Here is a 22,703-nt window from a genome sequence, read left to right on the forward strand (position 1 = left end):
GCACCCGACCGCAGTGCCTGTGCCAGCTGCTGGCCGACGCCGGCGGTCGCGGTGCCGCGCTGGATGAGGACCAGCTGGACGACCTGATGGACGACTGGCGCAGCGCCGCCCGGTCGCTGGCCAAACGCGGCCTGGTCGAGCGCGTGGCCCAGGCCCATGTCGCCCCCGTGCCGATGCTGGGCACCGGCCCGGTGCCCAATCCCGAGCAGGCCGATGCCGTTGCCGCCATTACCGGAAGCAACGGTTTCGGCACGTTTCTGCTGGACGGGGTCACCGGCAGCGGCAAGACCGAGGTCTACCTGCAGGCCATTGCCGCCTGCCTGGCCCGTGGCCGGCAGGCGCTGGTGCTGGTACCGGAGATCGGGTTGACCCCGCAGACGCTGTCCCGCTTCCGCACCCGCCTGGGCATTCCGGTGCATGTGCTGCACTCGGGACTGAACGACAACGAGCGCGCCCGGGTGTGGGCCGCTGCCGCGCGTGGCGAAGCGCAGGTGATCGTGGGCACACGCTCGGCAATATTCACTCCGCTGCCGAATGCCGGGTTGATCGTGGTCGATGAGGAGCATGACGGCAGTTACAAGCAGCAGGACGGCATCCGTTACCACGCCCGCGATTTCGCCCTGGTGCGGGCCAAGGCACTGGACGTCCCGGTGGTGCTGGGAAGTGCCACGCCGTCGCTGGAATCACTGCACAATGCGCGCAGCGGACGCTACGTCCACCTGCGGCTGAAGCAGCGTGCCGGCGAGGCTCGCCCGCCGCGCGTGCGCGTGCTGGACGTGCGCAAGCGCCCGCTGCGTGACGGACTGTCCCCTGAGGTGCTGGAAGGTATTGGCCAGCATCTGCAGCGCGGGCATCAGGTGCTGGTGTTCAAGAACCGGCGCGGATATGCCCCGGTACTGCTGTGCCACGATTGTGGCTGGACCGCGCCGTGCCGGCGCTGCGACGCGCCGATGACGGTGCACGCCGGTGGCCGAAGGCTGCAATGTCACCACTGCGGCGCGCGCCAACCGGCACCGCTGGCCTGTCCGGATTGCGGCAGCCTGGCCCTGCAGCCACAGGGCATCGGCACCGAGCGGCTGGAAGAGCATCTGGTGGAGGCATTCGCCGATTACCCGGTGATCCGGATCGACCGTGGCACCACGAACCGTCGTGATGCGCTGGAACAACAGCTGGCGCGCCTGGGTGACCAGCCCGGCATTCTGGTCGGCACGCAGATCCTCGCCAAAGGCCACGATCTCCCAAAGCTCACCCTGGTGGTGGTGGTCGGCATTGACGAAGGTCTTTTCTCCGCCGACTTCCGCGCCAGCGAGAAGCTGGCCCAGCAGTTGATCCAGGTGGCCGGCCGCGCCGGCCGCGCCACCGACCCCGGCGAGGTCTGGCTGCAGACCCACCACCCCGGGCACCCCCTGCTGGAAACCCTGGTGCACGGCGGCTACCACGCCTTCGCCGATGCCGAACTGCAGCAGCGCGACGCGGCAGGCTTCCCGCCGTTTGCGCACCTGGCGCTGCTGCGTGCCGAGGCCCAGCAGGTGGAGCATGCCAATGCCATGCTCACTGCCGTGCGCGGCTTGATTGCCGAAGATGCGCCGGTGGAGCGGTTTGGGCCGATGCCTGCGCCGATGCCGCGCCGGGCGGGGTATCAGCGCACCCAGCTGTTGTTGTCCGCGCCACAGCGACGGCCATTGCATGCCGTTCTGGATGCGATGGTGCCCCGGATCCATGGGTTGCCGGAGGCACGCAAGGTGCGGTGGAGTTTGGATGTAGATCCGATGGATCTTTATTGAAAGCGTGCGGACCAACGGTCCGCACCTACCCGGAGGTAGGTACCGACCGTTGGTCGGTACGCCCATGGCAGGCACCGCTCAGGTCAGCGGCGTCATCACCGCTTTGACGTATGCCGGGCGCTGCTGCAACCGCTCGTACCATGCTTCCAGATGCGGCAGGTCCGGGCGCTGGATCGGCAGGTTGAACCACGCGTACACCAGTGCGCCAAGCGGGATGTCGCCCATCCCGAACGCATCGCCCGACAGCCACGGCTGCGTGGCCAGCGTGGCATCGGCCATCGCCAGGTAGCCACCGGCCTTGACTACCGCAGCGTTGATGCGGGTTTCGTCGCGGTCGGCCGGCGCGGTGCGCATGATGCCCCAGATCAGCTCGCTGTAAAGCGGAGCCATGCGCGAGGTGCTCCAGTCCATCCACTTCTCGCACTGCGCACGTGCCATCACGTCTTCGGGATACAACGTGCCCAGCGCATAGCGGGCGCTGAGGTAGCGCACGATGGTGTTGGACTCCCACAGCGGCAGGCCGTGGTCCTCGATCACCGGTACCAGTCCATTCGGGTTCATCGCCACGTATTCCGGCGTCTGCGTGCCGCCAAAGCTGCCGCCCACCTCGATGGATTCGTACGGGATGCCGATCTCTTCGGCGCACCACAACACCTTGCGCACGTTGCTGGAATTGCGCCGGCCCCAGATCTTCAGCATGTTGGTCTTCCTGGTGGGAGTGCGCCTATTTTGCCGGTTTCGCAGCGCCTTTTTTCGGCAGCGCGCGCACATAGGTCGACTTGCCGTCCTTCTTCATCTCGAACAGGCCAATCGCCGCCAGCAGTTCGCTGAGTTTGCCGTAACCATAGTTGCGCGAATCAAACGACGCCTGGTTGCCGATCTGGCTGCCCACCGGTCCCAGGTGCGACCAGCCGTCTTCGGCCTCTGCCGAGGCCACCGCGCGCCTCAGCATCTGCACCAGACGGGTGTCGCTGCGCAGCTCCGCGCCGCTCTTGCGGGGGCGGGTTTCCTCGTTGTCCTGCTCCACCTCCGGGTCGGTGGCATGGCCCTGGCCCAGTGCTTCCAGATAGGTGAACTTCGAGCACGCATTGACGAACGGCTCGGGCGTTTTCTTCTCGCCAAATCCGTAGACCTTGACCCCGTCGGTCAGCAGGCGCATCACCAGCGGGGTGAAATCGGCATCGCTGGACACGATCGCAAAGCCGTCCAGATTGCGGGCGTAGAGCATGTCCATGGCGTCGATCACCATCGCCATGTCCGAGGCGTTCTTGCCACGGCTGTAGGCGAACTGCTGGATGGGGCGGATCGCATATTCGTGCAGCACCGACTCCCAGCCTTTCAGGCGCGGGCTCTTCCAGTTGCCATAGGCACGCCGCACGTTGGCCACGCCATAGCGCGCCACCTCGGCCAGCACCACGTCGATCTTGGACGAAGGCGCGTTGTCGGCATCGATCAACAGGGCGATGCGCTTTTCCGGTTCGGTCATCGGAGCACTCCATCAATGGAACACGGGGCCGCCGGCAAGCGCGACGGCTGCTGAATCCAGTATCGGCCATGCACGTGAAGTTTGCGCGTCGCATGCGACCATCTGTCGCGACGACAACGTTTCCACGGGGACCGGAGCGCCGGCCCCTCCCAAGGAGTGAGTGCATGACCCGCGACACCCTGCCCCATCTGGTCATCATCGGCGGTGGCTTTGCCGGCCTGTGGGCCACCCGGGCCTTGACCAACAGCGGCATCCGCATCACTCTGGTGGACCGTCGCAACCATCACCTGTTCCAGCCGCTGCTGTACCAGGTCGCCACCGCCGGCCTGTCCGCACCGGATATCGCCGCGCCACTGCGCCACATCCTCGGCCACCAGCGCAACGTGGAAGTGCGGCTGGGCGAAGTCACCACGATCGACAAGCAGACCCGGCAGATCACTTTGGCCGACGGCAGCCAGATCGGCTACGACACCCTGCTGCTGTGCACCGGGGCGACCCATGCCTACTTCGGCCACGACGAATGGGCGGCCGATGCGCCTGGGCTGAAGACGCTGGATGACGCCATCGCGCTGCGCCGCAAGCTGCTCCTGGCCTTCGAGCGCGCCGAGGCCGAGCCCGACCCGGCGCGCAAGGCGGCATGGCTGAGCTTCGCCGTGGTCGGCGGCGGGCCTACCGGGGTGGAGCTGGCCGGCACCTTGGCCGAAATCGCCCGGCACACCCTGCGCAACGAGTTCCGCCACATCGACCCGGCCAGTGCCAAGGTGCGGCTGGTCGAGGCCGGTCCGCGCGTCCTGTCCAGCTTCCCCGAAGTGCTGTCACTGAAGGCGCGCCGGCAGCTGGAGAAGCTGGGCGTGGAGGTGCTTACCGGCACACCGGTAAGCGACATCAATGGCGAAGGCTTCCAGCTGGGCGAGCAGTTCATTCCCGCCCGCACCGTGGTGTGGGCCGCCGGTGTGGCGGCCTCGCCGCTGGCGCGCACCTTGGACGTACCCCTAGATCGGGCCGGTCGCGTGCCGGTACAGCCCGACCTGACCTTGGCCGGACACCCGGAGATCTTTGTCGCCGGAGATCTGGCAGCACTGAGCCAGGCCGATGGCAAGCCGGTACCCGGCGTCGCCCCGGCCGCCAAGCAGATGGGCAAGCACGTGGCCACAACCATCCGCGCGCGGCTGGAGAACAAGCCCGCACCGGGGCCGTTCAAGTACGTGGACTACGGCAACCTGGCCACCATCGGCCGCATGGCCGCGATCGTGCACCTGGGCAAGCTGCAGCTGTCTGGCGTGCTGGCCTGGTGGTTCTGGCTGGCCGCCCACGTATTCTTCCTGATCGGCTTCCGCAACCGCATCGTGGTGCTGCTCAACTGGGCGGTGGCGTACTGGAGCTACCAGCGCAGCGCGCGGATCATCTTCGGTGATGACCAGCAGGATCGACGGCCCTGACGGGGACAGCTTGTCGCTCGTGGCTCGTGGCTCGTGGCTCGTGGCTCGCCGGCGACGTGCTGCGCTTCGAACTGCACAGCAGCTCCTCGGGCTACGAATGCAGGATGAGTGGAACCACCAGCAAGACCCTGCAATCCACACACGTCGACCCGGCCCCGGGAACAAGCCACTGCCAATTGACCATGCATCGAACAGAACGAGGAATCGATCTGGGTACAACTACGCCTGAGACATGCGCTGCATACTGCGGACAAAATGGGTCATTCAAGGGCCTGTATCTTTCCGTTGACCCGATGTGTACGCAAGGCACCATCCAGGAGACACTCGAGCAGGCCAGCAACGGAGATGCGCGCCCTGGCATCATCAAAACGATCACCGAGAGGTGCATGAAAACCCTGCCATATTCGTCAATTGCAGCGCTGCGCTTGGAGCTTGCTGCAGCCTATGACCGAGAGGGTGATCAGGCGAACTGCCTGTCGGCCCTTTCCCCCTATGTTGCTGATGCCGCCAGATCGGATGACGAGATCACCCAGGGAATGACGGGTGCAGCGGCTGACGAGATCACCGGCATCATGGAAGTCGTTCGGAGCATGTTGGATCGGTGCGAACGCAGATCGCCTCCTGGTAGCGTCGGTCGATAGACGACGGCCGATAACTTTCGATCAGCTCTTTGACGCATGGAGCCCTACGGAGAAATGTCTCTGCTTTCTGGTCATGCGTCCCCGGGGCGTTGCCCGCCTATCGGCGGTCGTCTATCGACCGACCCTACCCCTGCGGTCAGACCGCGTCCGTATCGTCATTGCCCTGTGCCAAATGCACATCCCAGGTGCACAGGTAGTCCGGGTCGGTCACGGTGAATTCGATCGAACGCAACGTGTAGTCGCCCGGCCCGGCCACCTTGTAATGATCCAGATGCGGCGGCAGGAACAGTTCCTCGCCGTCGATCAGGCTGGCCACTACCACGCCCTCGTCTTCGTTGATGCGCAGGATCTCGCCAGCGCACTGTTTTTGTTCGAGGGCGTTGCCATCCGCATCCAGATAGGTAATGCCGGCGAGAACGATCTTGCCGAGCATGGTGTTGGCTTTTTCTTGATCGAGTGTGCTCATGGAAGATCAGATTCCAGCTGGGATGCGCGTGGCGCGTCTCTACGGTTTGGGTTTGGGGTACCAGAGGGCGTTGACGATGATCCAGCGCTGCTCGAAGCGGCCCATGTGGAAATAGTCGACGAACCAAGGCGTTTCGAGCCGCACGGAGGCGGTGTTGCCGGTTACATCCAACACGCGGCAACTGCGGTTCCATTCGGCCCTCGGAGTTTTCAGCGCGCCCTGCTTGGTCAGCGCCACCAGTTCTTCTTTGGACATGCGACGCAGGCCCAACCGCTCGTCCGGTGTGTCACCAAGAACAGCACGCTTGGCCAGATCCGGGTGCAGTGAGCGTGCCACCCGCGCCGGATCGGCTTCCAACTGACCGTCCACGTAGTCCAGGCAGGTGGCCTCGATGGCGGCCAAGGTGGCGGGATCTGCCACCGGCGCGGCGGCGGCCGGAGTCAACGCAAGCAGCAGGGAAAGCGTAGACATCGTTTCCTCCATTGGCGGCACAACGGTTCAGGCCGATCTTCGCATGCCGATGGGTCTCAGCGGAGACTTCGCGGAGCGCGACACGCCCCGCCGAGCCGCGCGGTCTCGGTGATCTGCAGCGGCGTCCAATGCCGAACGATCCAGACATGCAGCGCCGCGCTCTGGAAATGCCATCGCAGCATGCTTGTCCGCGGCAACTGCGAGAGATGGCTTCGCGCTACCCATGAGGCTTCCCAATGCCCAGGCGCAAGGGTGACGCGCCCGATTTCAGATACCCGGACCCTGAACGCATCAACCACCCGCATGCGCGTGACGATCTGGTTCCGGCAGCTGAGAGCAGGCCCAGCGTTTGCATGCACGGGCGTTGGGCGACCCTCGATCATGCCCAGTGCTACCACATACCCCAGCACCGGAATGCCAGCCACCAACGCCCCCAGTAGCAGCATGGCAACGAGCGCTTTCGAGAGGACAGTCATGGGCAACACCCTGCTGCTGCGCCAACGGATTTACTCCAATCGATCCAGTTCATCCTGGATATCGTCCCTGAGTGTCATGGGTGGCACGACTGGGCCGCGCCCATCCACAATCGGCAACGCGCTTGATGAAATAGCCGTACCGAGTCTCGGCATCCGTCGCCAGCACCGCTTCAATCTCGCCGGTACCGAATCGATATCCCGTTTCCATGGCGTCTGTCCCTGTTCTGCCGTGTTCCGATTGTGATGGCGCGGCGCTAGGCCAGCAATACCGGCTCCACTGCCAGCAACCAGGCCAGTTTGCGCGCCCGCGGCTGGCGTTTGAGCTGCCATTCGGCTTTGGAAGCGGTCGCGCGGTCCGGGTAGGCACGGCTGGCCAGCAGCTTTACCGGCGGGTTGGCGCGGGTGTAGCGCGCGCCTTTGCCGGCCAGGTGCGCCTGGAAGCGGGCCTCCACGTCGTTGCTGATGCCGGCGTAATAGCTGCCGTTGCGGCATTCCAGCAGGTACACGTACCAAGGGGCGGGTTCAGCAACCATGGGGGGATTATCGGGCATCGGCTGCCCGCTGGCTGCTAGAATCGCCCCCGGATGCAGGAGAGAGGTGCCACGCTGGCACCCGCCGAAGGCGCAGGCTCCCATAATCGCTCAGGCCGGTGGCTCGATAGGCCGCCAACCATGCATCCAGCACGCCGATCTGGAGAGAGGTCTTCACTGACCCGCCGAAGGGGCACGTGGCCTGGCCACCGAACTCTCAGGCAAAAGGACAGCGGGAGCGGCAACCAACGTTGAACCCCACCTGTGCCCGCGCATGGGCGGGGCGCGCGTTCGTGTTCCTGCCTGCCGTACCGGAACCTCCCCCATGCTGCTCTCCATCATCTATCTCATCGCCATTTCCGCCGAAGCCATGACCGGCGCGCTGTCGGCCGGACGCCGCCGCATGGACCTGTTCGGCGTGATCATCATCGCCTGTGTGACCGCGCTCGGGGGTGGTTCGCTGCGCGACATCGTGCTCGGGCACTACCCGCTGGGCTGGGTAAAGCATCCGGAGTATCTGGGCTTCACCATCTGTGCGGCGCTGATCGCGACCTGGCTGGCGCGCTGGATGCATCACTTCCGGCGCACGTTCCTGGTGCTGGACGGGCTGGGACTGGTGGCGTTCACGCTGATTGGCTGCGCGGTGGCGCGCGAGGCCGGCCATGCCGCGCCGATCGTGTTGATTGCGGGGATGTTGACCGGCGCGTTTGGTGGCGTGCTGCGCGATGTGCTGTGCAACGAGGTGCCGCTGATTTTCCAGAAGGAACTGTATGCCGTGGTGACGTTGCTGACCGGTGCGGCGTATCTGGGATTGCTGGAGCTGGGGGTGTCGTTGAATGCCGCTACGTTGTGGTGTTTGGGCGGCGGTTTTGCGTTCCGATTGTTGGCGATTCATTTCCGGTGGGAGATGCCGAAGTTCGTGTACCGGGATGAGGTGCATTAGCACCGAATCCCGGTACGCGAACGGTAGCAATGGACCGTTGGTCCGTTGACCTTCCATGACCATTGTCATGTGAGACATAAGCGGGCCATCTGTATCATGGGTGGCCCGTTCTTCTGAACGGCATCCAGCCAATGGCCGTGGTTCGCCCGCGGTCTGCCAGACACCCTCCCCCGTTGCTCCGATCTGCCGCTTGCGGCCGGTCCCCATGGACGCACTGCTCTGCCCGAGGGTGCGCAGGATGCGTATGTCTTCACCTCGCCTGACCAAGCCCCTGCTGATTGTTGCCGCCGTTGGACTTGCCGCCGTTGCTGGCTGGAAGCTGCTCGCGCCCGGCAGCGTCGCTCCCGCCGAACGACCGCCACAGGCGACCCCGGTACGCGTGGCAACGGCCAGCCAGGAAGACCTGGTGGTGCGGCTGAAGGCGCTTGGCACGGTCACCCCGTTGAACACGGTCAGCCTGCGCAGCCGCGTGGATGGCGAGCTGCTGCGACTGACATTCGCCGAGGGCCAGCACGTGAAGGCCGGCGACCTGATCGCCGAGATTGACCCGCGTCCGTTCCAGGTGCAGCTGGCGCGTGCGCTGGGCACCCAGCAGCAGAACCTGGCCGAGCTGGACAACGCCCGCAGCCAGCTCAAGCGCTTCGAGGAACTGCAGCGGCAGAGTTTCGTCTCGGCGCAGGATCTGAACGACCAGCGCAGCAAGGTGCGCCAGCTGGAAGGCCGCCGCCAGACCGACCAGGCCGCGGTGGATGAAGCCCGCCTGCAGCTGCAGTACACCCGCATCACCGCACCGGTGGCCGGACGCATGGGCCTGCGCAACGTGGACGTGGGCAACCTGGTCCGCAGTGGTGACACCGAACCGCTGGCCACCATCACCCAGACCACGCCGATCAGCGTGCTGTTCACCGTGCCCGAACCGGATCTGCCGGCGGTGGTGACCGCTGCGCGCGCCAATCCGCAGCTGACCGTGGAAGCTTGGGACCGCGAAGAGCGCCAGGCGCTGGGCAACGGCGTGCTGTCCAGCCTCGACAACCGCATCGACACCGCCACCGGTACGCTGAAGCTGCGCGCGCAGTTCGCCAATGCCGACGAAGCCCTGTTCCCGAACCAGTTCGTCAACGTGCGTCTGCAGGTCAGCAGCGCCGACAGCGTGGTCATTCCCAATGCCGCTGTGCAGTTCGGCAGCAAGGGCAGCTACGTGTATGTGATTGCGCCGGACAACACCTCGCACCTGCGCAACGTGGTGCTCGGCCCGGCCGACGGTGAACGCGTGGCAGTACGCGAGGGGTTGAAAGCGGGCGAGAACGTGGTGGTGGAAGGTATTGATGGCCTGCGCGACGGTGCCCCCGTGTTGATCGTGACCGAGGCGGACAGCGCGCGGAAAGGCGCATGAACCTCTCCCGCCCGTTCATCGAGCGCCCGGTTGCGACCACGCTACTGATGGTGGCGCTGCTGCTGTCCGGCGTGCTGGCGTATCGGCTGCTGCCGGTCGCCGCCCTGCCGCAGGTGGACTACCCGATCATCCAGGTGACCACGCTGTATCCAGGCGCGAGCCCGGGCGTGACCACCAGTGCCGTGACCGCGCCGCTGGAGCGCCAGCTGGGGCAGATTCCCGGGCTGAAGCAGATGTCGTCCACCAGCTCCGGGGGTGCGTCGGTGATCACCCTGCAGTTCACCCTGGACGTTGCATTGGGCGTGGCTGAGCAGGAAGTGCAGGCAGCGATCAACGCGGCCGGCAGTTTCCTGCCCGACGACCTGCCGGTGCCGCCGGTGTACCGCAAGGTCAATCCCGCCGACACGCCGATTCTGACTCTGGCCGTAACTTCGCAGAGCCTGGCCCTGCCGCAGGTGTATGACCTGGTCGACACGCGCATGGCACAGCGCCTGTCGCAGCTGCCGGGCGTGGGCCTGGTCAGCCTGGCCGGCGGGCAGCGTCCGGCGGTGCGCATCCAGGTCAACCCGACCGCGCTGGCCGCCAATGGCCTGAGCATGGCGCATATCCGCGACGCGATTGGGGCCGCCAACGTCAACCTGCCCAAGGGCAGCTTCGATGGCCCCACCCGCGCGATCATGCTTGATGCCAATGACCAGATGCGCTCGGTGCAGGAGTACCGGCAGCTGATCCTGGCCTACCGCGACGGCGCACCGCTGCGCCTGGGCGACGTGGCCACGGTGGAAGACGGGGCCGAGAACCGGCAGCTCGCGGCCTGGTCCGGTACCACGCCGGCGGTGCTGATCAACATCCAGCGCCAACCCGGCGCGAACGTGATCGCGGTGGTGGACCGCGTGCGCACCCTGCTGCCACAGTTGCAGGCCTCGCTGCCCAAGGGCGTGGACGTGGTGGTGCTGAGCGACCGCACCGAATCGATCCGCGCCTCCATCCGCGGCGTGCAGCACGAACTGGTGATCGCCATCGCATTGGTGGTGATGGTCACCTTTGTGTTCCTGCGCAACATTCCGGCCACGATCATTCCCAGCATTGCCGTGCCGTTGTCACTGGTGGGCACCTTCGGGGTGATGCTGCTGGCGGGTTTCTCGCTCAACAACCTGACCCTGATGGCGCTGACCATCGCCACCGGCTTCGTGGTCGACGATGCGATCGTGATGCTGGAGAACATCGCGCGTCACCTGGAGCGCGGTGAGACACCGCGCCAGGCGGCGCTGAAGGGGGCGAAGCAGATCGGCTTCACCCTGATCTCGCTGACCTTGTCGCTGATTGCGGTGCTGATCCCGCTGCTGTTCATGGCCGACGTGGTCGGCAAGCTGTTCCATGAGTTCGCGATCACCCTGGCGGTGGCGATCGGCATCTCGCTGCTGGTGTCGCTGACGCTCACGCCGATGATGTGCGCGCGCCTGCTCAGGGCCGGCCATGCCACCCGGCGCGATCCGGACGGGCAGGAATCGGCCCAGCAGGGCGACCCGTTCGACCGCGTGGTGGCGATGTACGACCGCCAGCTGCACTGGGTGCTGCAACGCCAGCCGCTGATGCTGGGGGCCACCGTGGCCACGCTGCTGCTGACCGCACTGCTGTACCTGTGGGTGCCGAAGGGCTTCTTCCCGGTGCAGGACGCTGGTCTGATCCAGGGCATCAGCGAGGCACCGCAGTCGATCTCGTTCCAGGCCATGGCCCATCGCCAGCAGGCGCTGGCCGATGCCCTGCTGCAGGACGAGGACGTCGCCAGCCTGTCGTCCTACATCGGCGTGGATGCCAGCAATGCCACGCTCAACAGTGGTCGCCTGCTGATCGAGCTCAAGCCCCACGCACAACGCGACGCCGGCGCACAGGCCATCATCGAGCGCCTGCAGCAACGTGTTGCACAGGTGCCCGGCATCCGTCTGTACCTGCAGCCGGTGCAGGAGCTGGGGATCGAGGACCGGATCAGCCGCACCCAGTACCAGTTCACCCTGACCAGCCCGGACAACGCCCAGCTCGCGCAGTGGACACCGAAGCTGTTGGCGCATCTGCAGCAGCAGGCTGCACTGAAAGACGTGGCCAGCGACCTGCAGGACCGTGGCCTGCAGGCGCACGTGGTGATCGACCGGGTCGCGGCGGCGCGCCTGGGCATCAGCGTGGATGCGGTCGCCGATGCGCTGTATGACGCGTTCGGGCAACGCCAGATCTCCACCATCTTCACCCAGGCCAACCAGTATCGCGTGGTGCTGGAGGCACGGCCGGATGCCGCGTTTGGGCCGGATGCAATCGAGCGCATCCATGTGGCCGGTGTCGATGGCCGACCGGTACCGCTGAGTGGCATCGCCCGCATCGAACAGCGCCCGGCGCATCTGCTGATCAATCACGTCGGGCAGTTCCCGGCGGTGACGTTCTCGTTCAACCTCGCGCCGGACGCGTCACTGGGCGAAGCGGTGGCCAGCATCGAGGGCGCGCGCAACGCCATCGGCCTGCCGGCCAGCGTGGAACTGCGCCTGCAAGGTGCCGCCGACGCCTTCCGCGCCTCGCTTTCCAGCACGCTGTGGTTGGTACTGGCCGCCGTGGTGGTGATGTATCTGGTCCTGGGTGTGCTGTATGAGAGCTTCATCCATCCGATCACCATTCTGTCCACCCTGCCCTCGGCGACCGTCGGCGCGCTGCTGGCGCTGCTGCTGAGTGGTCGCAGCCTGGACCTGATCGCGGTGATCGGCATCGTGCTGCTGATCGGGCTGGTGAAGAAGAACGCGATCATGATGATCGACTTCGCACTGGAGGCCGAACGCGAGCATGGCCTGGCTCCACGCCAGGCGATCCACCAGGCCGCGCTGCTGCGCTTCCGCCCGATTCTGATGACTACACTGGCGGCACTGTTTGGCGCGATCCCGCTGATGTTTGCCAGCGGCTCCGGCGCGGAGCTGCGCCAGCCGCTGGGCTGGGTGATGGTCGGCGGGCTGATCGTCAGCCAGGTGCTCACCTTGTTCACCACGCCGGTGATCTACCTGTTCTTCGATCGCTTCCGCCGCCGCGAAGCGTCTGATGAAGCTGCGGTCGAGGCCAACGCATGACTCCGCTGTCGCGGGTGATCGGCTGGTTCGTGCTGCACCCGGTGGCGACCACGCTGCTGGCGGTGGCGGTGGTGCTGGCGGGTCTGCTGGGCCTGCGCCTGCTGCCGGTCGCCCCGCTGCCGCAGGTGGACTACCCGGCCATCAACGTGCGCGCCAGCCTGCCCGGGGCCAGCCCGGAGTCGATGGCTGCCAATGTGGCTACGCCATTGGAGCGCGCGCTCGGCACCCTGCCAGGGCTGACCCGGATTGATTCGGCCAGTACCCAGGGTTCCACCCAGGTGGAGCTGCAGTTCGAACTCGGCGTGGATGTGGACAGCGCCGCACGCGAAGTGCAGGCGGCAATCAACGCCTCGCGTGCGCAGCTGCCCAGCGGCATGCCGGGCATGCCGCAGTACCACAAGGTCAATCCATCGCAGGCTCCTATTCTGGCCCTGGCACTCAGTTCGGACAGCCTGTCGCCGGGCCAGGTCTATGACGTGGCCTCCACGGTGATCGCGCAGAAGCTGGCGCAGATACCGGGGGTGGGTGAGGTCCAGGTCGGCGGCAGTTCGTTGCCAGCCGTGCGCGTGTCACTCGACCCGAATGCGCTGAACCAATATCGGATCGCACTCGACGACGTTGCGGCCGCCATCCGCAATGCCAACGCGCTCAAACCGCTGGGTAGTGTCGCCAGCGGATCGCAGCAGTGGCAGCTGGATGCCACTCTGCAGCTGCGCACCGCCGCCGAGTATCGAGACCTCATCGTCGCCCTGCGTGACGGGCGTCCGGTGTTCCTGCGCGATGTGGCCACGGTCGGCGAAGGCGTGGAGGACCGTTACGCCAGCGGCTTCCACAACGAACGTCCGGCGGTGCTGGTGATTGTCAGTCGCCAGCCCGACGCCAACATCATCGAAACGGTGGACGCGATCACCGCGCAGATGGACACCTTGCAGGCCCTGCTGCCGGCCAGCGTGGAGATGCACCTGGTGATGGACCGCTCGCCGGTGATCCGCGCCACCCTGCGTGAAGCCGAACTCACTCTGGTGCTGGCCATCGCCCTGGTGGTGCTGGTGGTGCTCGGTTTCCTCGGCCACTGGCGTGCGGCGCTGATCCCCAGCGCGGCGATTCCGGTATCGCTGCTCGGCGCGCTGGCGGTGATCGCGCTGCTGGGCTTCTCGCTCAACACGCTGTCGCTGATGGCGCTGATCGTGGCCGCCGTGCTGGTGGTGGATGACGCCATCGTGGTGCTGGAAAACATCGCCCGGCATCGCGAACTGGGGGCATCGCCACTGCAGGCGGCGCTGAAGGGTGCCGGCGAGGTAGGTGCGACCTTGCTGTCGATGAACATCGCACTTGCCATCGTGTTCGTGTCGATTCTGTTCCTGGATGACTTCGTCGAACGCCTGTTCCGCGAGTTCTCGCTGACCCTGGTCGCGGCCATGGGCGTGTCGTTGCTGGTGTCACTGAGCCTCACCCCGATGCTGTGTGCCCGCCTGCTCGGCGCGCCGCGCAGCACGCCCGGCAGCCGGCTCCAGCGCGCCGGCAAGACGCTGTTCGAGCGCCTGCGCGATGCCTATGTGCACAGCCTGGCCCGGGTGCTCCGCCGGCTGACGATCCCGCTGCTGCTGTTCGTGACAGTCATCGGCTTGAACGTGTGGCTGTTCCAGCAGGTGCCCAAGGGCATCGTGCCCAAGCAGGACACTGCCCAGCTGCGTGGCTTTGCCCGCGGCGACGATGGCCTCAGCTTCCAGGTGATGCAACCCAAGATCGATGCCTACCGCAAGCTGCTGCTGGCTGACCCGGCCATCAGCGACATCATCGGGTATGTCGGCGGCCGCAACGGGGTCAACAACGCTTTCATCATGATCAAGATGAAGCCCCTGTCCGAGCGCCGCGTCTCCAGCCAGCAGGTGATCGACCGGTTGCGCGCCAACCTGCCGAAGATTCCCGGCGGCGGCCTGTTCCTGTGGGTGGACCAGGACATCAAGCTGGAAGGCGGCGGCGACAGCGGGCAGTACGAGTTCCAGTTGCTGTCGGCCGATCTGCAGCCGCTGCGCGAATGGGCTCCGAAAGTGAGCGAGGCGCTGCGCGCCCTGCCCGAACTGGTGGATGTGGAATCACAGGGCGACCAGGGCATGCGTCAGGTGGTGCTGGATATCGACCGTGACGCCGCCGCGCGGCTCGGCGTGGACATGCGCATGATCGCCTCGGTGCTCAACAACGCCTTCAGCCAGCGCCAGGTGGCCACGTTGTATGACACCCTCAACCAGTACCGGGTGGTGATGGAACTGGACCCGCGTTACACCCAGGACCCGACCACGCTGGAGCAGATACATGTCATCGGCAGGGATGGCCAGCGCCTGCCGCTGTCGGCGGTGGCGAGTTGGCGCTATGGCATGGCCCCGGACCGCATCTATCACAGCCAGCAGTTCGCTTCGATCTGGATCGAGTTCGCGTTGGCCCCGGGGGTCAGCCTGGACCAGGCGGTGCAGGCGATTGACCGTGCCATGGCGGGCATCATGCTGCCCACGCACGTGCAGGCACGACTGAGCGGCGAAGCCGGCGGGCTGGAGCAGCTGCGCGGCCGTCAGCTGTGGCTGGTGCTCGGCGCGATGCTGGCGGTGTACCTGGTACTGGGCATTCTGTATGAAAGCGCGGTGCTGCCGCTGGCGATTCTTTCCACGCTGCCTTCAGCGGGTGTGGGGGCATTGCTCGCGTTGATGGCATTCGGCAACGAACTGAATCTGATCTCGCTGCTCGGCCTGTTCCTGTTGGTCGGCGTTGTCATGAAGAACACGATTCTGATCATCGACTTCGCATTGTCGGCCGAACGTGGTCGCGGGTTGTCGCCACACGACGCGATCATGGACGCAGCGCGCCTGCGCTTCCGTCCGATTCTGATGACCAGCGTGGCGGCGCTGCTGGGCTGTCTGCCGCTGATGCTGGCGACGGGCGAAGGCTGGGAGATGCGCCAGCCGCTGGGCATTGCGATCGTCGGCGGGTTGCTGGTCAGCCAGTGGCTGACCTTGTACACCACGCCGGCGATCTATCTGGCGTTGGCGAAGTTGCGTCGGCCGACGTGAACGGCAGCGGGGCAGAGCCCCGCTCTACATATGTAGTGCCGGGCCATGCCCGGCAACGCGCGATCACCAACTACGCCGCCTCACTCAACCGCGCCTCACGGCGCGCGCGCACGGCCTGCGCCAGCGACTCCAGCACCTCCACCGACGCATCCCAGCCGATGCAGCCATCGGTGATGCTCTGTCCGTAGACCAGCGGCTGCCCGTCCACCAGATCCTGGCGGCCCGCGACCAGATGGCTTTCCACCATCACCCCGACAATCCGCTGTTCGCCGGTGGCCAACTGCGCATTGATGTCCGCAATCACCTTGGGCTGATTCTCCGGATTCTTGCTGCTGTTGGCGTGGCTGGCATCAATCATCAAGCGCGCCGGCAGCTTGGCTTTGCCCAGGACCTGGCTGGCCGCTTCCACGTTCTCCGCGTCGAAGTTCGGCACCTTGCCGCCACGCAGGATCACATGGCAGTCCGGATTGCCGGCGGTGGCCACGATGGCGGTGTCGCCCTGCTTTGTCACCGACAGGAAGTGATGCGGGTTGGACGCCGCGCCCACCGCATCAGCGGCGATCTTGATGTTGCCGTCAGTACCGTTCTTGAAGCCCACCGGGCAGGACAGCCCCGAGGCCAGCTCACGGTGCACCTGGCTTTCGGTGGTGCGCGCACCAATCGCGCCCCAGGCCACCAGGTCGGCGATGTACTGCGGCGAGATCACATCCAGGAATTCAACGCCGGCTGGCAGGCCGAGCTTGTTGATGTCACGCAGCAGGCCGCGGGCAATGCGCAGGCCCTTGTTGATCTGGAAGCTGCCGTCCAGGTCCGGGTCGTTGATGAGCCCCTTCCAGCCCACCGTGGTGCGCGGCTTCTCGAAGTACACGCGCATGACGATTTCCAGGTCGTCGGCGTAGGCGTCACGCAGCGGCTTCAGGCGCTGGGCGTACTCGATGGCGGCCACCGGGTCGTGGATCGAGCAGGGCCCGATCACCACGGCCAGGCGATCGTCACGACCGTGCAGGATCTCGTGCAGGCGTGCACGCGAGGCGCTGACCGTGTCAGAAGCTTCATCGTCACAGGGCAGCATGGCGATCAGCTGCGCGGGCGGGGTCAGCGGTTCAAGTTTGCGGATGCGAAGGTCGTCGGTGTGCGGGGGCATGGGGGTCTCCTGGAAGGTGGGGGTCCCCAGCGCGGCGGCAACAAAAAAGCCGCCAGGTGCGCTGGCGGCTTTCGGGAATGCGTCTGAAGTTTCTTCAGGGTGAGCGCAGTCCTTCCTCCGCCAGCGGCTTCGGAAAGTAATACCAAAAGTAAAAGCTGGCGCGGGCTGCGTTCATTGGAGACTATTGATAGCACAGGGTTTCGGGGGCTGCCAACTGTTACATCCGCAACTGCAGCGCGCGGTTCACCCGCATCCCTGCCGGGCGGCAGGATGACTTCCGGCGCTAGATCGCCGCCGGTCGGCCCCTCAGGATGCGCTTAAACCCTGCCAGGAGTGTCGTGCATGCGCCCGTTCGTCCTGCTGCTCTCGCTGTTGCTGCCCGGCCCGCTGCTGGCCGCCAATGCCCTTCCCGCTGCCGCAGCTGTTGATGCGGAAATGCAGCGTCTGATGCGCGCCACCCGCGCGGAGGGTCTCGCACTTGCCGTCATCGACAACGGCAAGGTAGTGCAGGTGCACGCACTGGGCAAACGCAACGCGGCCGGTGATCCGCTCACACCCGACACCGTGATGTACGCCGCGTCGCTGACCAAAGCCGCATTCGCGTACATGGTGTTGCAGCTGGTCGACGAAGGTATGATCGACCTGGATCGCCCGATCACGGCGTATCTGGATCGCCCGCTGCCGGAGTATCCGGACGAGAAGAAATACGCGCCATGGTCCACGCTCAAGGATGACCCGCGCTGGCAGCAGCTGACCGCGCGCATGCTGCTCAGCCACCGCAGTGGCTTCTCCAACTTCGCCTTCCTGGAGCCGGAGGGAAAGCTGCGCATCCACTTCGATCCCGGCACGCGTTACGCCTATTCCGGCGAAGGACTGATCCTGCTGCAGTTCGTGCTCGAACGCGGACTGGGCCTGGATGTCGGTAAAGAAATGCAGCGCCGCGTATTCGACCGCTTTGGCATGAGCCGCACCAGCATGATGTGGCGCGCGGATTTCGCCGACAACTTGGCCGACGGCTGGACCGCAGACGGCAGCACCGAGCCGCATGACGAGCGCAGCCGAGTGCGTGCAGCCGGGTCGATGGATACCACCCCGCACGACATCGCGCGATTGGCGGCAGGGTTGGTGCGTGGCGAGGGACTTTCGCCTGCTTCACGCAGTGAAATGGTGCGGGCGCAGTGGCCGATCACCACCGCGTCGCAATTCCCGACGCTGCAGGACGAACTACCGCCGGAACGACGCCGCAGGGATCTGGCCGCCGGCCTGGGTGTGGTGGTGTTCGATGGCCCGCAGGGGCATGGTTTCTACAAGGGCGGCCACGATGATGCGGTGGGCAACACCATGCTGTGTGTCGAGCGCGGACAACGCTGCGTGGTGATTCTGGGCAATGACGTGCGAGCCGAAGCCGCGTTCCCGGCACTGGTGCGCTTTGTGCTGGGGGAAACCGGAACCCCATGGACATGGGAGTACGGGAGCAAGGCCTTCGTCCGGTAATGCATGGGCCGGCCAACGGCCGGCGCTACCGGCGCACTGTGGCGCCCAACAAAAGAAAAACCCCGCCTTGCGGCGGGGTTTTTCAATGCATCACGACAGGTGTCGCGGGTGCGTGGACCTTAGAAGTCCATGCCGCCCATGCCACCCATGCCGCCCATGCCGCCGCCGCCCAGGGCCGGCTCGTCCTTCTTCGGGGACTCGGCCACCATGGCTTCGGTGGTGATCATCAGGCCAGCGATCGAAGCGGCGTTCTGCAGGGCCGAACGGGTCACCTTGGTCGGGTCCAGGATGCCGAACTGCAGCATGTCGCCGAACTCGCCGGTGGCGGCGTTGTAGCCGAAGCTGCCGTTGCCTTCCTTGACCTTGTTGACGATCACGGAGGGCTCTTCGCCGGCATTGGCGACGATTTCGCGCAGCGGGGCTTCCATCGCGCGCAGGGCGATCTGGATGCCGTGGTTCTGGTCTTCGTTGGCACCCTTCAGGCCGGCCAGGGCGCTGACAGCACGCACCAGGGCCACACCGCCGCCCGGCACCACGCCTTCTTCAACGGCCGCACGGGTGGCGTGCAGGGCGTCGTCAACGCGGTCCTTCTTTTCCTTCATTTCGATTTCGGTCGAAGCACCGACCTTGATCACGGCCACGCCGCCGGCCAGCTTGGCCACGCGTTCCTGCAGCTTTTCGCGGTCGTAATCCGAAGAGGTGTCTTCGATCTGGGTCTTGATGCGGGCAACGCGCGATTCCACGGCTGCCTTGTCGCCCAGGCCATCGACGATGGTGGTGTTTTCCTTGGAAACCTGCACCTTCTTGGCGCGGCCCAGGTCGTTGATGGTGGCCTTTTCCAGCGACAGGCCAACTTCTTCGGAGATCACCACGCCGCCGGTCAGCACGGCCATGTCTTCCAGCATCGCCTTGCGACGGTCGCCGAAGCCCGGAGCCTTCACGGCCACGACCTTGACGATGCCACGGATGGTGTTGACCACCAGGGTGGCCAGCGCTTCGCCTTCGACTTCCTCAGCGACGATCAGCAGCGGCTTGCCGGCCTTGGCGACGCCTTCCAGTACCGGCAGCAGGTCACGCACGTTGGAGATCTTCTTGTCGAAGAGCAGGATGAACGGGTCGTCCAGGTCGGCGGTCTGCGACTGCTGGTTGTTGATGAAGTACGGCGACAGGTAGCCGCGGTCGAACTGCATGCCCTTGACCACGTCCAGCTCGTTTTCCAGACCCGAGCCTTCCTCAACGGTGATCACGCCTTCCTTGCCGACTTCCTTCATGGCTTCGGCAATGATGTTGCCGATCGACTCGTCGGAGTTGGCCGAGATCGTGCCGACCTGGGCGATGGCCTTGTCGTCAGCGGTAGGCTTGGAGATGTTCTTCAGTTCGGCCACAGCGGCCACGACGGCCTTGTCGATACCGCGCTTGAGGTCCATCGGGTTCATGCCGGCGGCCACGGCCTTGGCACCTTCGCGGATCAGGGCCTGGGCCAGCACGGTGGCGGTGGTGGTGCCGTCGCCGGCGTCGTCGTTGGTACGCGACGCGACTTCCTTCACCATCTGCGCGCCCATGTTCTCGAACTTGTCAGCCAGTTCGATTTCCTTGGCGACGGAGACACCGTCCTTGGTGATGGTCGGAGCGCCGAAGCTCTTTTCCAGCACGACGTTGCGGCCCTTCGGGCCCAGGGTGGCCTTGACGGCATTGGCGAGCACGTTGACGCCGCGCACCATGCGCGAACGGGCGTCTTCACCGAAACGAATATCTTTGGCAGCCATTGCGATTACCTTTTATGTGTATTTGGAAACGGGATCAGCCGATGACGGCCAGCACGTCGTCTTCGCGCAGCACCTTGTATTCGATGCCGTCGGCCTTGTAGGTGCTGCCGGCGTACTGGCCGTAGATCACCTTGTCGCCCACCTTCAGGGCCGGCGCGCGCACGCTGCCATTGTCCAGCGGCTTGCCCGGGCCCACGGCCACGACTTCACCCTTGGTGGACTTTTCCTTGGCCGAATCCGGGATCACGATGCCACCGGCCGAAATTTCGTCGGCTTCGATCGGCTTGACCACAACGCGGTCGTGAAGCGGCTTGATGCTCATGAGTGACCTCTTAAGTTATTGATTGGTCTGAAAAAGTCTGGCGATGTTAGCACTCACCCCAAGTGACTGCCAGCACCGCTCGCAAAAAAGCCCGGCGTTCCGGGACAGGGCAGAGATGGTGCTGCCCCCCACCCTTTCAAGGGCCGATTACGAAATTTTTTGTCGCAGTCAGCCCTTCCGGCTCACTCAGGGGGCCCCCGATCAAATAAACCGCCAATTTCTTGACGCAGGTCGCAGTGTGTAGTGCCGATTGCGACATTCCGTCATCTGTATTGGCTAGATTCGCCCGGCACGACCCAATCACAAGGAGCCGTAGATGAGGTTACCCACCCCGCTTTCGCTGGGCTGCCTGCTGGCGCTTTCCGCTGTCAGCCCTGCCCACGCCGACGTATTCATCAATGAACTGCACTACGACGACAGCACCCCGTCAGGGGATGTCGGCGAGGCCATCGAGGTAGTCGCGACCGGCGGCGAGGACCTCAGCACCTACCGGCTGTACCTGTACAACGGCAGCACCCCCTCGGCCGCCACCGTCTACGCCAACAATCCTGTCCCGGCCGGGGCCGCCGCCAGTTGCGGCAGCGCGCGCATCGCCACGGTGACCTACCCCGCCAACGGCATCCAGAACGGCTCCAACGACGGCATCGCCCTGATCGACGCGAGCGGCAAGGTGGTGCAGTTCATCAGCTACGAAGGGACCATCACCGCTTCCGGCGGACCGGCCGCGGGCCTGACCAGCCAGAACATTCCGGTCAGCGAGAGCAACAGCACCGCCCCCGGCACCTCGCTGCAGCTCACCGGCAGCGGCAGCCAGTACAGCCACTTCACTTGGGCCCCTTCGGCCGCGCAGACCTTCGGCGCCTGCAACAACGGCCAGACCTTCAGCGGCAGCGGTGGCGGCACCGGTCCCAATACGCCGCCGTCAGTAAAAACCACCACGCCGGAACAGGGTTCGACCAGCTTCCCGGCGGCCGCTGACCTGGTGGTGACCTTCAGCGAACCGGTGACCGTGAGCAGCGGTGCGTTCACGCTCAGCTGCGGCACGTCCGGCACGGTGCCGCTCAGCCATGCCACCAGCGGTACCACCTTCACGCTGTCCACCAACACCGCGCTGGAAGCGGGCGAAGCCTGCCGCTTCGACATCCGTGCCGCACGCATCAAGGACGCGCAGGGTGCGCGGCCGGCGGCCGATACCCGGATCGCTTTCAATGTGGCGGCCGGTGGCGGTGGTGGCGACCCGGGCCCCGATCCGGATCCGGGCAGCTACTACTCCAGGGTCAACACCTCCAGTCCGAGCCAGCTGCGCTGCTCGCTGCACGAGACCATCAAGGGCCATACCGCCTACCCGTACAGCGGCTCGGGCACCAGCACCTGGACCATTCTGGAGATCGCCGACGAGGACCCGAACAACAGCGGCAAGATCCTCGACGTGTACCGCAACCGCAGCTACACCAAGGGCAGCGACCGCGCGGGTACCGGCAGTGGACTCACCTACAACCGCGAGCACACCTGGCCGAACTCGCTGGGCTTTGCCAGCACCACCGGCGACAAGGGCCTGCCATACGCGCCCTACACCGACACCCACATGCTGTATCTGAGCGACGCGCAGTGGAACTCGGACCGTGGCAACAAGCCGTTTGCCAAGTGCGACGCCAACTGCGGCGAGCGCGCCACCGAGAACAACAACGGTCAGGGCGGTGGCAGTGGCGGCTACCCGGGCAACTCCAACTGGGTGCGCACTCCGGATGGCAACACCGGCACGTTCGAGGTGTGGGGCCAGCGCAAGGGCGATATGGCGCGTGCGGTGATGTACATGGCGATCCGTTATGAAGGCGGCAAGGACGCGGCCACCGGACAGAGCGAACCGGATCTGGAGCTGACGGACGACCGCAGCAAGATCGTCAAGACGTCGTCCTCGCCGGCCTACATGGGCCTGCTGTCCACGCTGATCGAATGGCACCTGGCCGATCCGCCCAACGCCGCCGAAAAGGCTCGAAATGAAGTGATTTTCAGCTTCCAGGGCAACCGAAATCCGTTCATCGACCATCCTGAATGGGCAACGCCTGCGTTGTTCACCTCGGCCAAGCCGGCGACCTGCCAGCTGGCTGAGTAAGGGTGAGGTGGTGCCGGGCTGCGGCCCGGTGCCATGGGATCACACAGTACCCAGCCGGGCATGGCCCGGCTC

18 protein-coding genes and 2 riboswitches are annotated in these 22,703 nt (G+C 65.5%); of the genes, 9 read left to right on the top strand and 9 right to left on the bottom strand.

Going from position 1 to position 22,703, the window contains the following annotated elements:
• A partial coding sequence (locus EGJ34_RS04585; protein WP_312023015.1) for a primosomal protein N' occupies positions 1-1,784 on the top strand: 1,784 nt, incomplete at its 5' end.
• Between the two features lie 78 nt (positions 1,785-1,862).
• On the opposite strand, the gene EGJ34_RS04590 is transcribed toward EGJ34_RS04585, so the two are convergent.
• Positions 1,863-2,483 (bottom strand): glutathione S-transferase family protein, encoded by a 621-nt coding sequence (locus EGJ34_RS04590; RefSeq protein ID WP_125359362.1) that lies wholly within the window; start codon positions 2,481-2,483, stop codon positions 1,863-1,865.
• 25 nt (positions 2,484-2,508) lie between these two features.
• Positions 2,509-3,270, bottom strand: a complete 762-nt coding sequence (locus EGJ34_RS04595) for an NYN domain-containing protein (RefSeq protein WP_125359363.1) — start codon at positions 3,268-3,270, stop codon at positions 2,509-2,511.
• A gap of 164 nt (positions 3,271-3,434) precedes the next feature.
• Here EGJ34_RS04595 and EGJ34_RS04600 point away from each other — a divergent pair, with 164 nt between their 5' ends.
• Positions 3,435-4,709, top strand: a complete 1,275-nt coding sequence (locus EGJ34_RS04600) for an NAD(P)/FAD-dependent oxidoreductase (RefSeq protein WP_125359364.1) — start codon at positions 3,435-3,437, stop codon at positions 4,707-4,709.
• A 104-nt stretch (positions 4,710-4,813) separates the two neighbouring features.
• Positions 4,814-5,350 carry a hypothetical protein gene (locus EGJ34_RS04605; RefSeq protein ID WP_125359365.1) on the top strand — a complete coding sequence of 179 codons (537 nt, stop codon included), beginning with the start codon at positions 4,814-4,816 and terminating at the stop codon, positions 5,348-5,350.
• Between the two features lie 136 nt (positions 5,351-5,486).
• On the opposite strand, the gene EGJ34_RS04610 is transcribed toward EGJ34_RS04605, so the two are convergent.
• From EGJ34_RS04610 to EGJ34_RS04625, 4 genes are all read right to left on the bottom strand, one after another.
• Positions 5,487-5,816 (bottom strand): hypothetical protein, encoded by a 330-nt coding sequence (locus EGJ34_RS04610; RefSeq protein WP_125359366.1) that lies wholly within the window; start codon positions 5,814-5,816, stop codon positions 5,487-5,489.
• Positions 5,817-5,855: 39 nt separating this feature from the next.
• A complete protein-coding gene (locus tag EGJ34_RS04615; RefSeq protein ID WP_125359367.1) occupies positions 5,856-6,287 on the bottom strand; it encodes a nuclear transport factor 2 family protein in 432 nt (143 codons plus the stop codon).
• Between the two features lie 56 nt (positions 6,288-6,343).
• Positions 6,344-6,763, bottom strand: coding sequence for a hypothetical protein (locus EGJ34_RS04620; RefSeq protein WP_125359368.1), 420 nt, complete (start codon positions 6,761-6,763; stop codon positions 6,344-6,346).
• Positions 6,764-7,017: 254 nt separating this feature from the next.
• Positions 7,018-7,314, bottom strand: coding sequence for a GIY-YIG nuclease family protein (locus tag EGJ34_RS04625; RefSeq protein WP_125359369.1), 297 nt, complete (start codon positions 7,312-7,314; stop codon positions 7,018-7,020).
• A 26-nt stretch (positions 7,315-7,340) separates the two neighbouring features.
• Positions 7,341-7,423, top strand: a riboswitch (glycine riboswitch).
• A gap of 20 nt (positions 7,424-7,443) precedes the next feature.
• Positions 7,444-7,534: riboswitch (glycine riboswitch) on the top strand.
• An 84-nt stretch (positions 7,535-7,618) separates the two neighbouring features.
• On the opposite strand from EGJ34_RS04625, the gene EGJ34_RS04630 reads away from it, so the two are divergent.
• From EGJ34_RS04630 to EGJ34_RS04645, 4 genes are all read left to right on the top strand, one after another.
• The gene (locus tag EGJ34_RS04630; RefSeq protein WP_125359370.1) at positions 7,619-8,236 is read left to right on the top strand and encodes a trimeric intracellular cation channel family protein; all 618 of its coding nucleotides are present in this window, start codon (positions 7,619-7,621) and stop codon (positions 8,234-8,236) included.
• 244 nt (positions 8,237-8,480) lie between these two features.
• Positions 8,481-9,629, top strand: coding sequence for an MdtA/MuxA family multidrug efflux RND transporter periplasmic adaptor subunit (locus EGJ34_RS04635; protein WP_260476904.1), 1,149 nt, complete (start codon positions 8,481-8,483; stop codon positions 9,627-9,629).
• Positions 9,626-12,730 (top strand): MdtB/MuxB family multidrug efflux RND transporter permease subunit, encoded by a 3,105-nt coding sequence (locus tag EGJ34_RS04640; protein WP_125359372.1) that lies wholly within the window; start codon positions 9,626-9,628, stop codon positions 12,728-12,730. Before EGJ34_RS04635 ends, EGJ34_RS04640 begins: the two co-directional genes overlap by 4 nt.
• Positions 12,727-15,792, top strand: a complete 3,066-nt coding sequence (locus tag EGJ34_RS04645; RefSeq protein WP_125359373.1) for an efflux RND transporter permease subunit — start codon at positions 12,727-12,729, stop codon at positions 15,790-15,792. The genes EGJ34_RS04640 and EGJ34_RS04645 overlap by 4 nt, the downstream gene beginning before the upstream one ends.
• A 70-nt stretch (positions 15,793-15,862) precedes the next feature.
• Here the strand turns inward: EGJ34_RS04645 and EGJ34_RS04650 are convergent, their stop codons facing one another.
• Positions 15,863-16,936, bottom strand: coding sequence for a 3-deoxy-7-phosphoheptulonate synthase (locus EGJ34_RS04650; RefSeq protein ID WP_125359374.1), 1,074 nt, complete (start codon positions 16,934-16,936; stop codon positions 15,863-15,865).
• A gap of 342 nt (positions 16,937-17,278) precedes the next feature.
• Between EGJ34_RS04650 and EGJ34_RS04655 the strand changes: the two genes are divergently transcribed.
• A complete protein-coding gene (locus EGJ34_RS04655; RefSeq protein WP_125359375.1) occupies positions 17,279-18,430 on the top strand; it encodes a serine hydrolase domain-containing protein in 1,152 nt (383 codons plus the stop codon).
• Between the two features lie 119 nt (positions 18,431-18,549).
• Here the strand turns inward: EGJ34_RS04655 and groL are convergent, their stop codons facing one another.
• Both groL and EGJ34_RS04665 read right to left on the bottom strand, forming a co-directional pair.
• Complete coding sequence (gene groL / locus EGJ34_RS04660) at positions 18,550-20,196, bottom strand: chaperonin GroEL (protein ID WP_125359376.1); 1,647 nt, start codon at positions 20,194-20,196, stop codon at positions 18,550-18,552.
• 34 nt (positions 20,197-20,230) lie between these two features.
• Positions 20,231-20,518 (bottom strand): co-chaperone GroES, encoded by a 288-nt coding sequence (locus EGJ34_RS04665; protein WP_125359377.1) that lies wholly within the window; start codon positions 20,516-20,518, stop codon positions 20,231-20,233.
• 316 nt (positions 20,519-20,834) lie between these two features.
• On the opposite strand from EGJ34_RS04665, the gene EGJ34_RS04670 reads away from it, so the two are divergent.
• Positions 20,835-22,631: an endonuclease gene (locus EGJ34_RS04670; RefSeq protein ID WP_125359378.1), complete on the top strand. Its 1,797-nt coding sequence runs from the start codon at positions 20,835-20,837 to the stop codon at positions 22,629-22,631.
• The last annotated feature ends 72 nt before the right edge of the window (positions 22,632-22,703 follow it).

It is taken from the genome of Stenotrophomonas sp. 278 (assembly GCF_003935715.1).
Classification (GTDB): domain Bacteria; phylum Pseudomonadota; class Gammaproteobacteria; order Xanthomonadales; family Xanthomonadaceae; genus Stenotrophomonas; species Stenotrophomonas maltophilia_AH.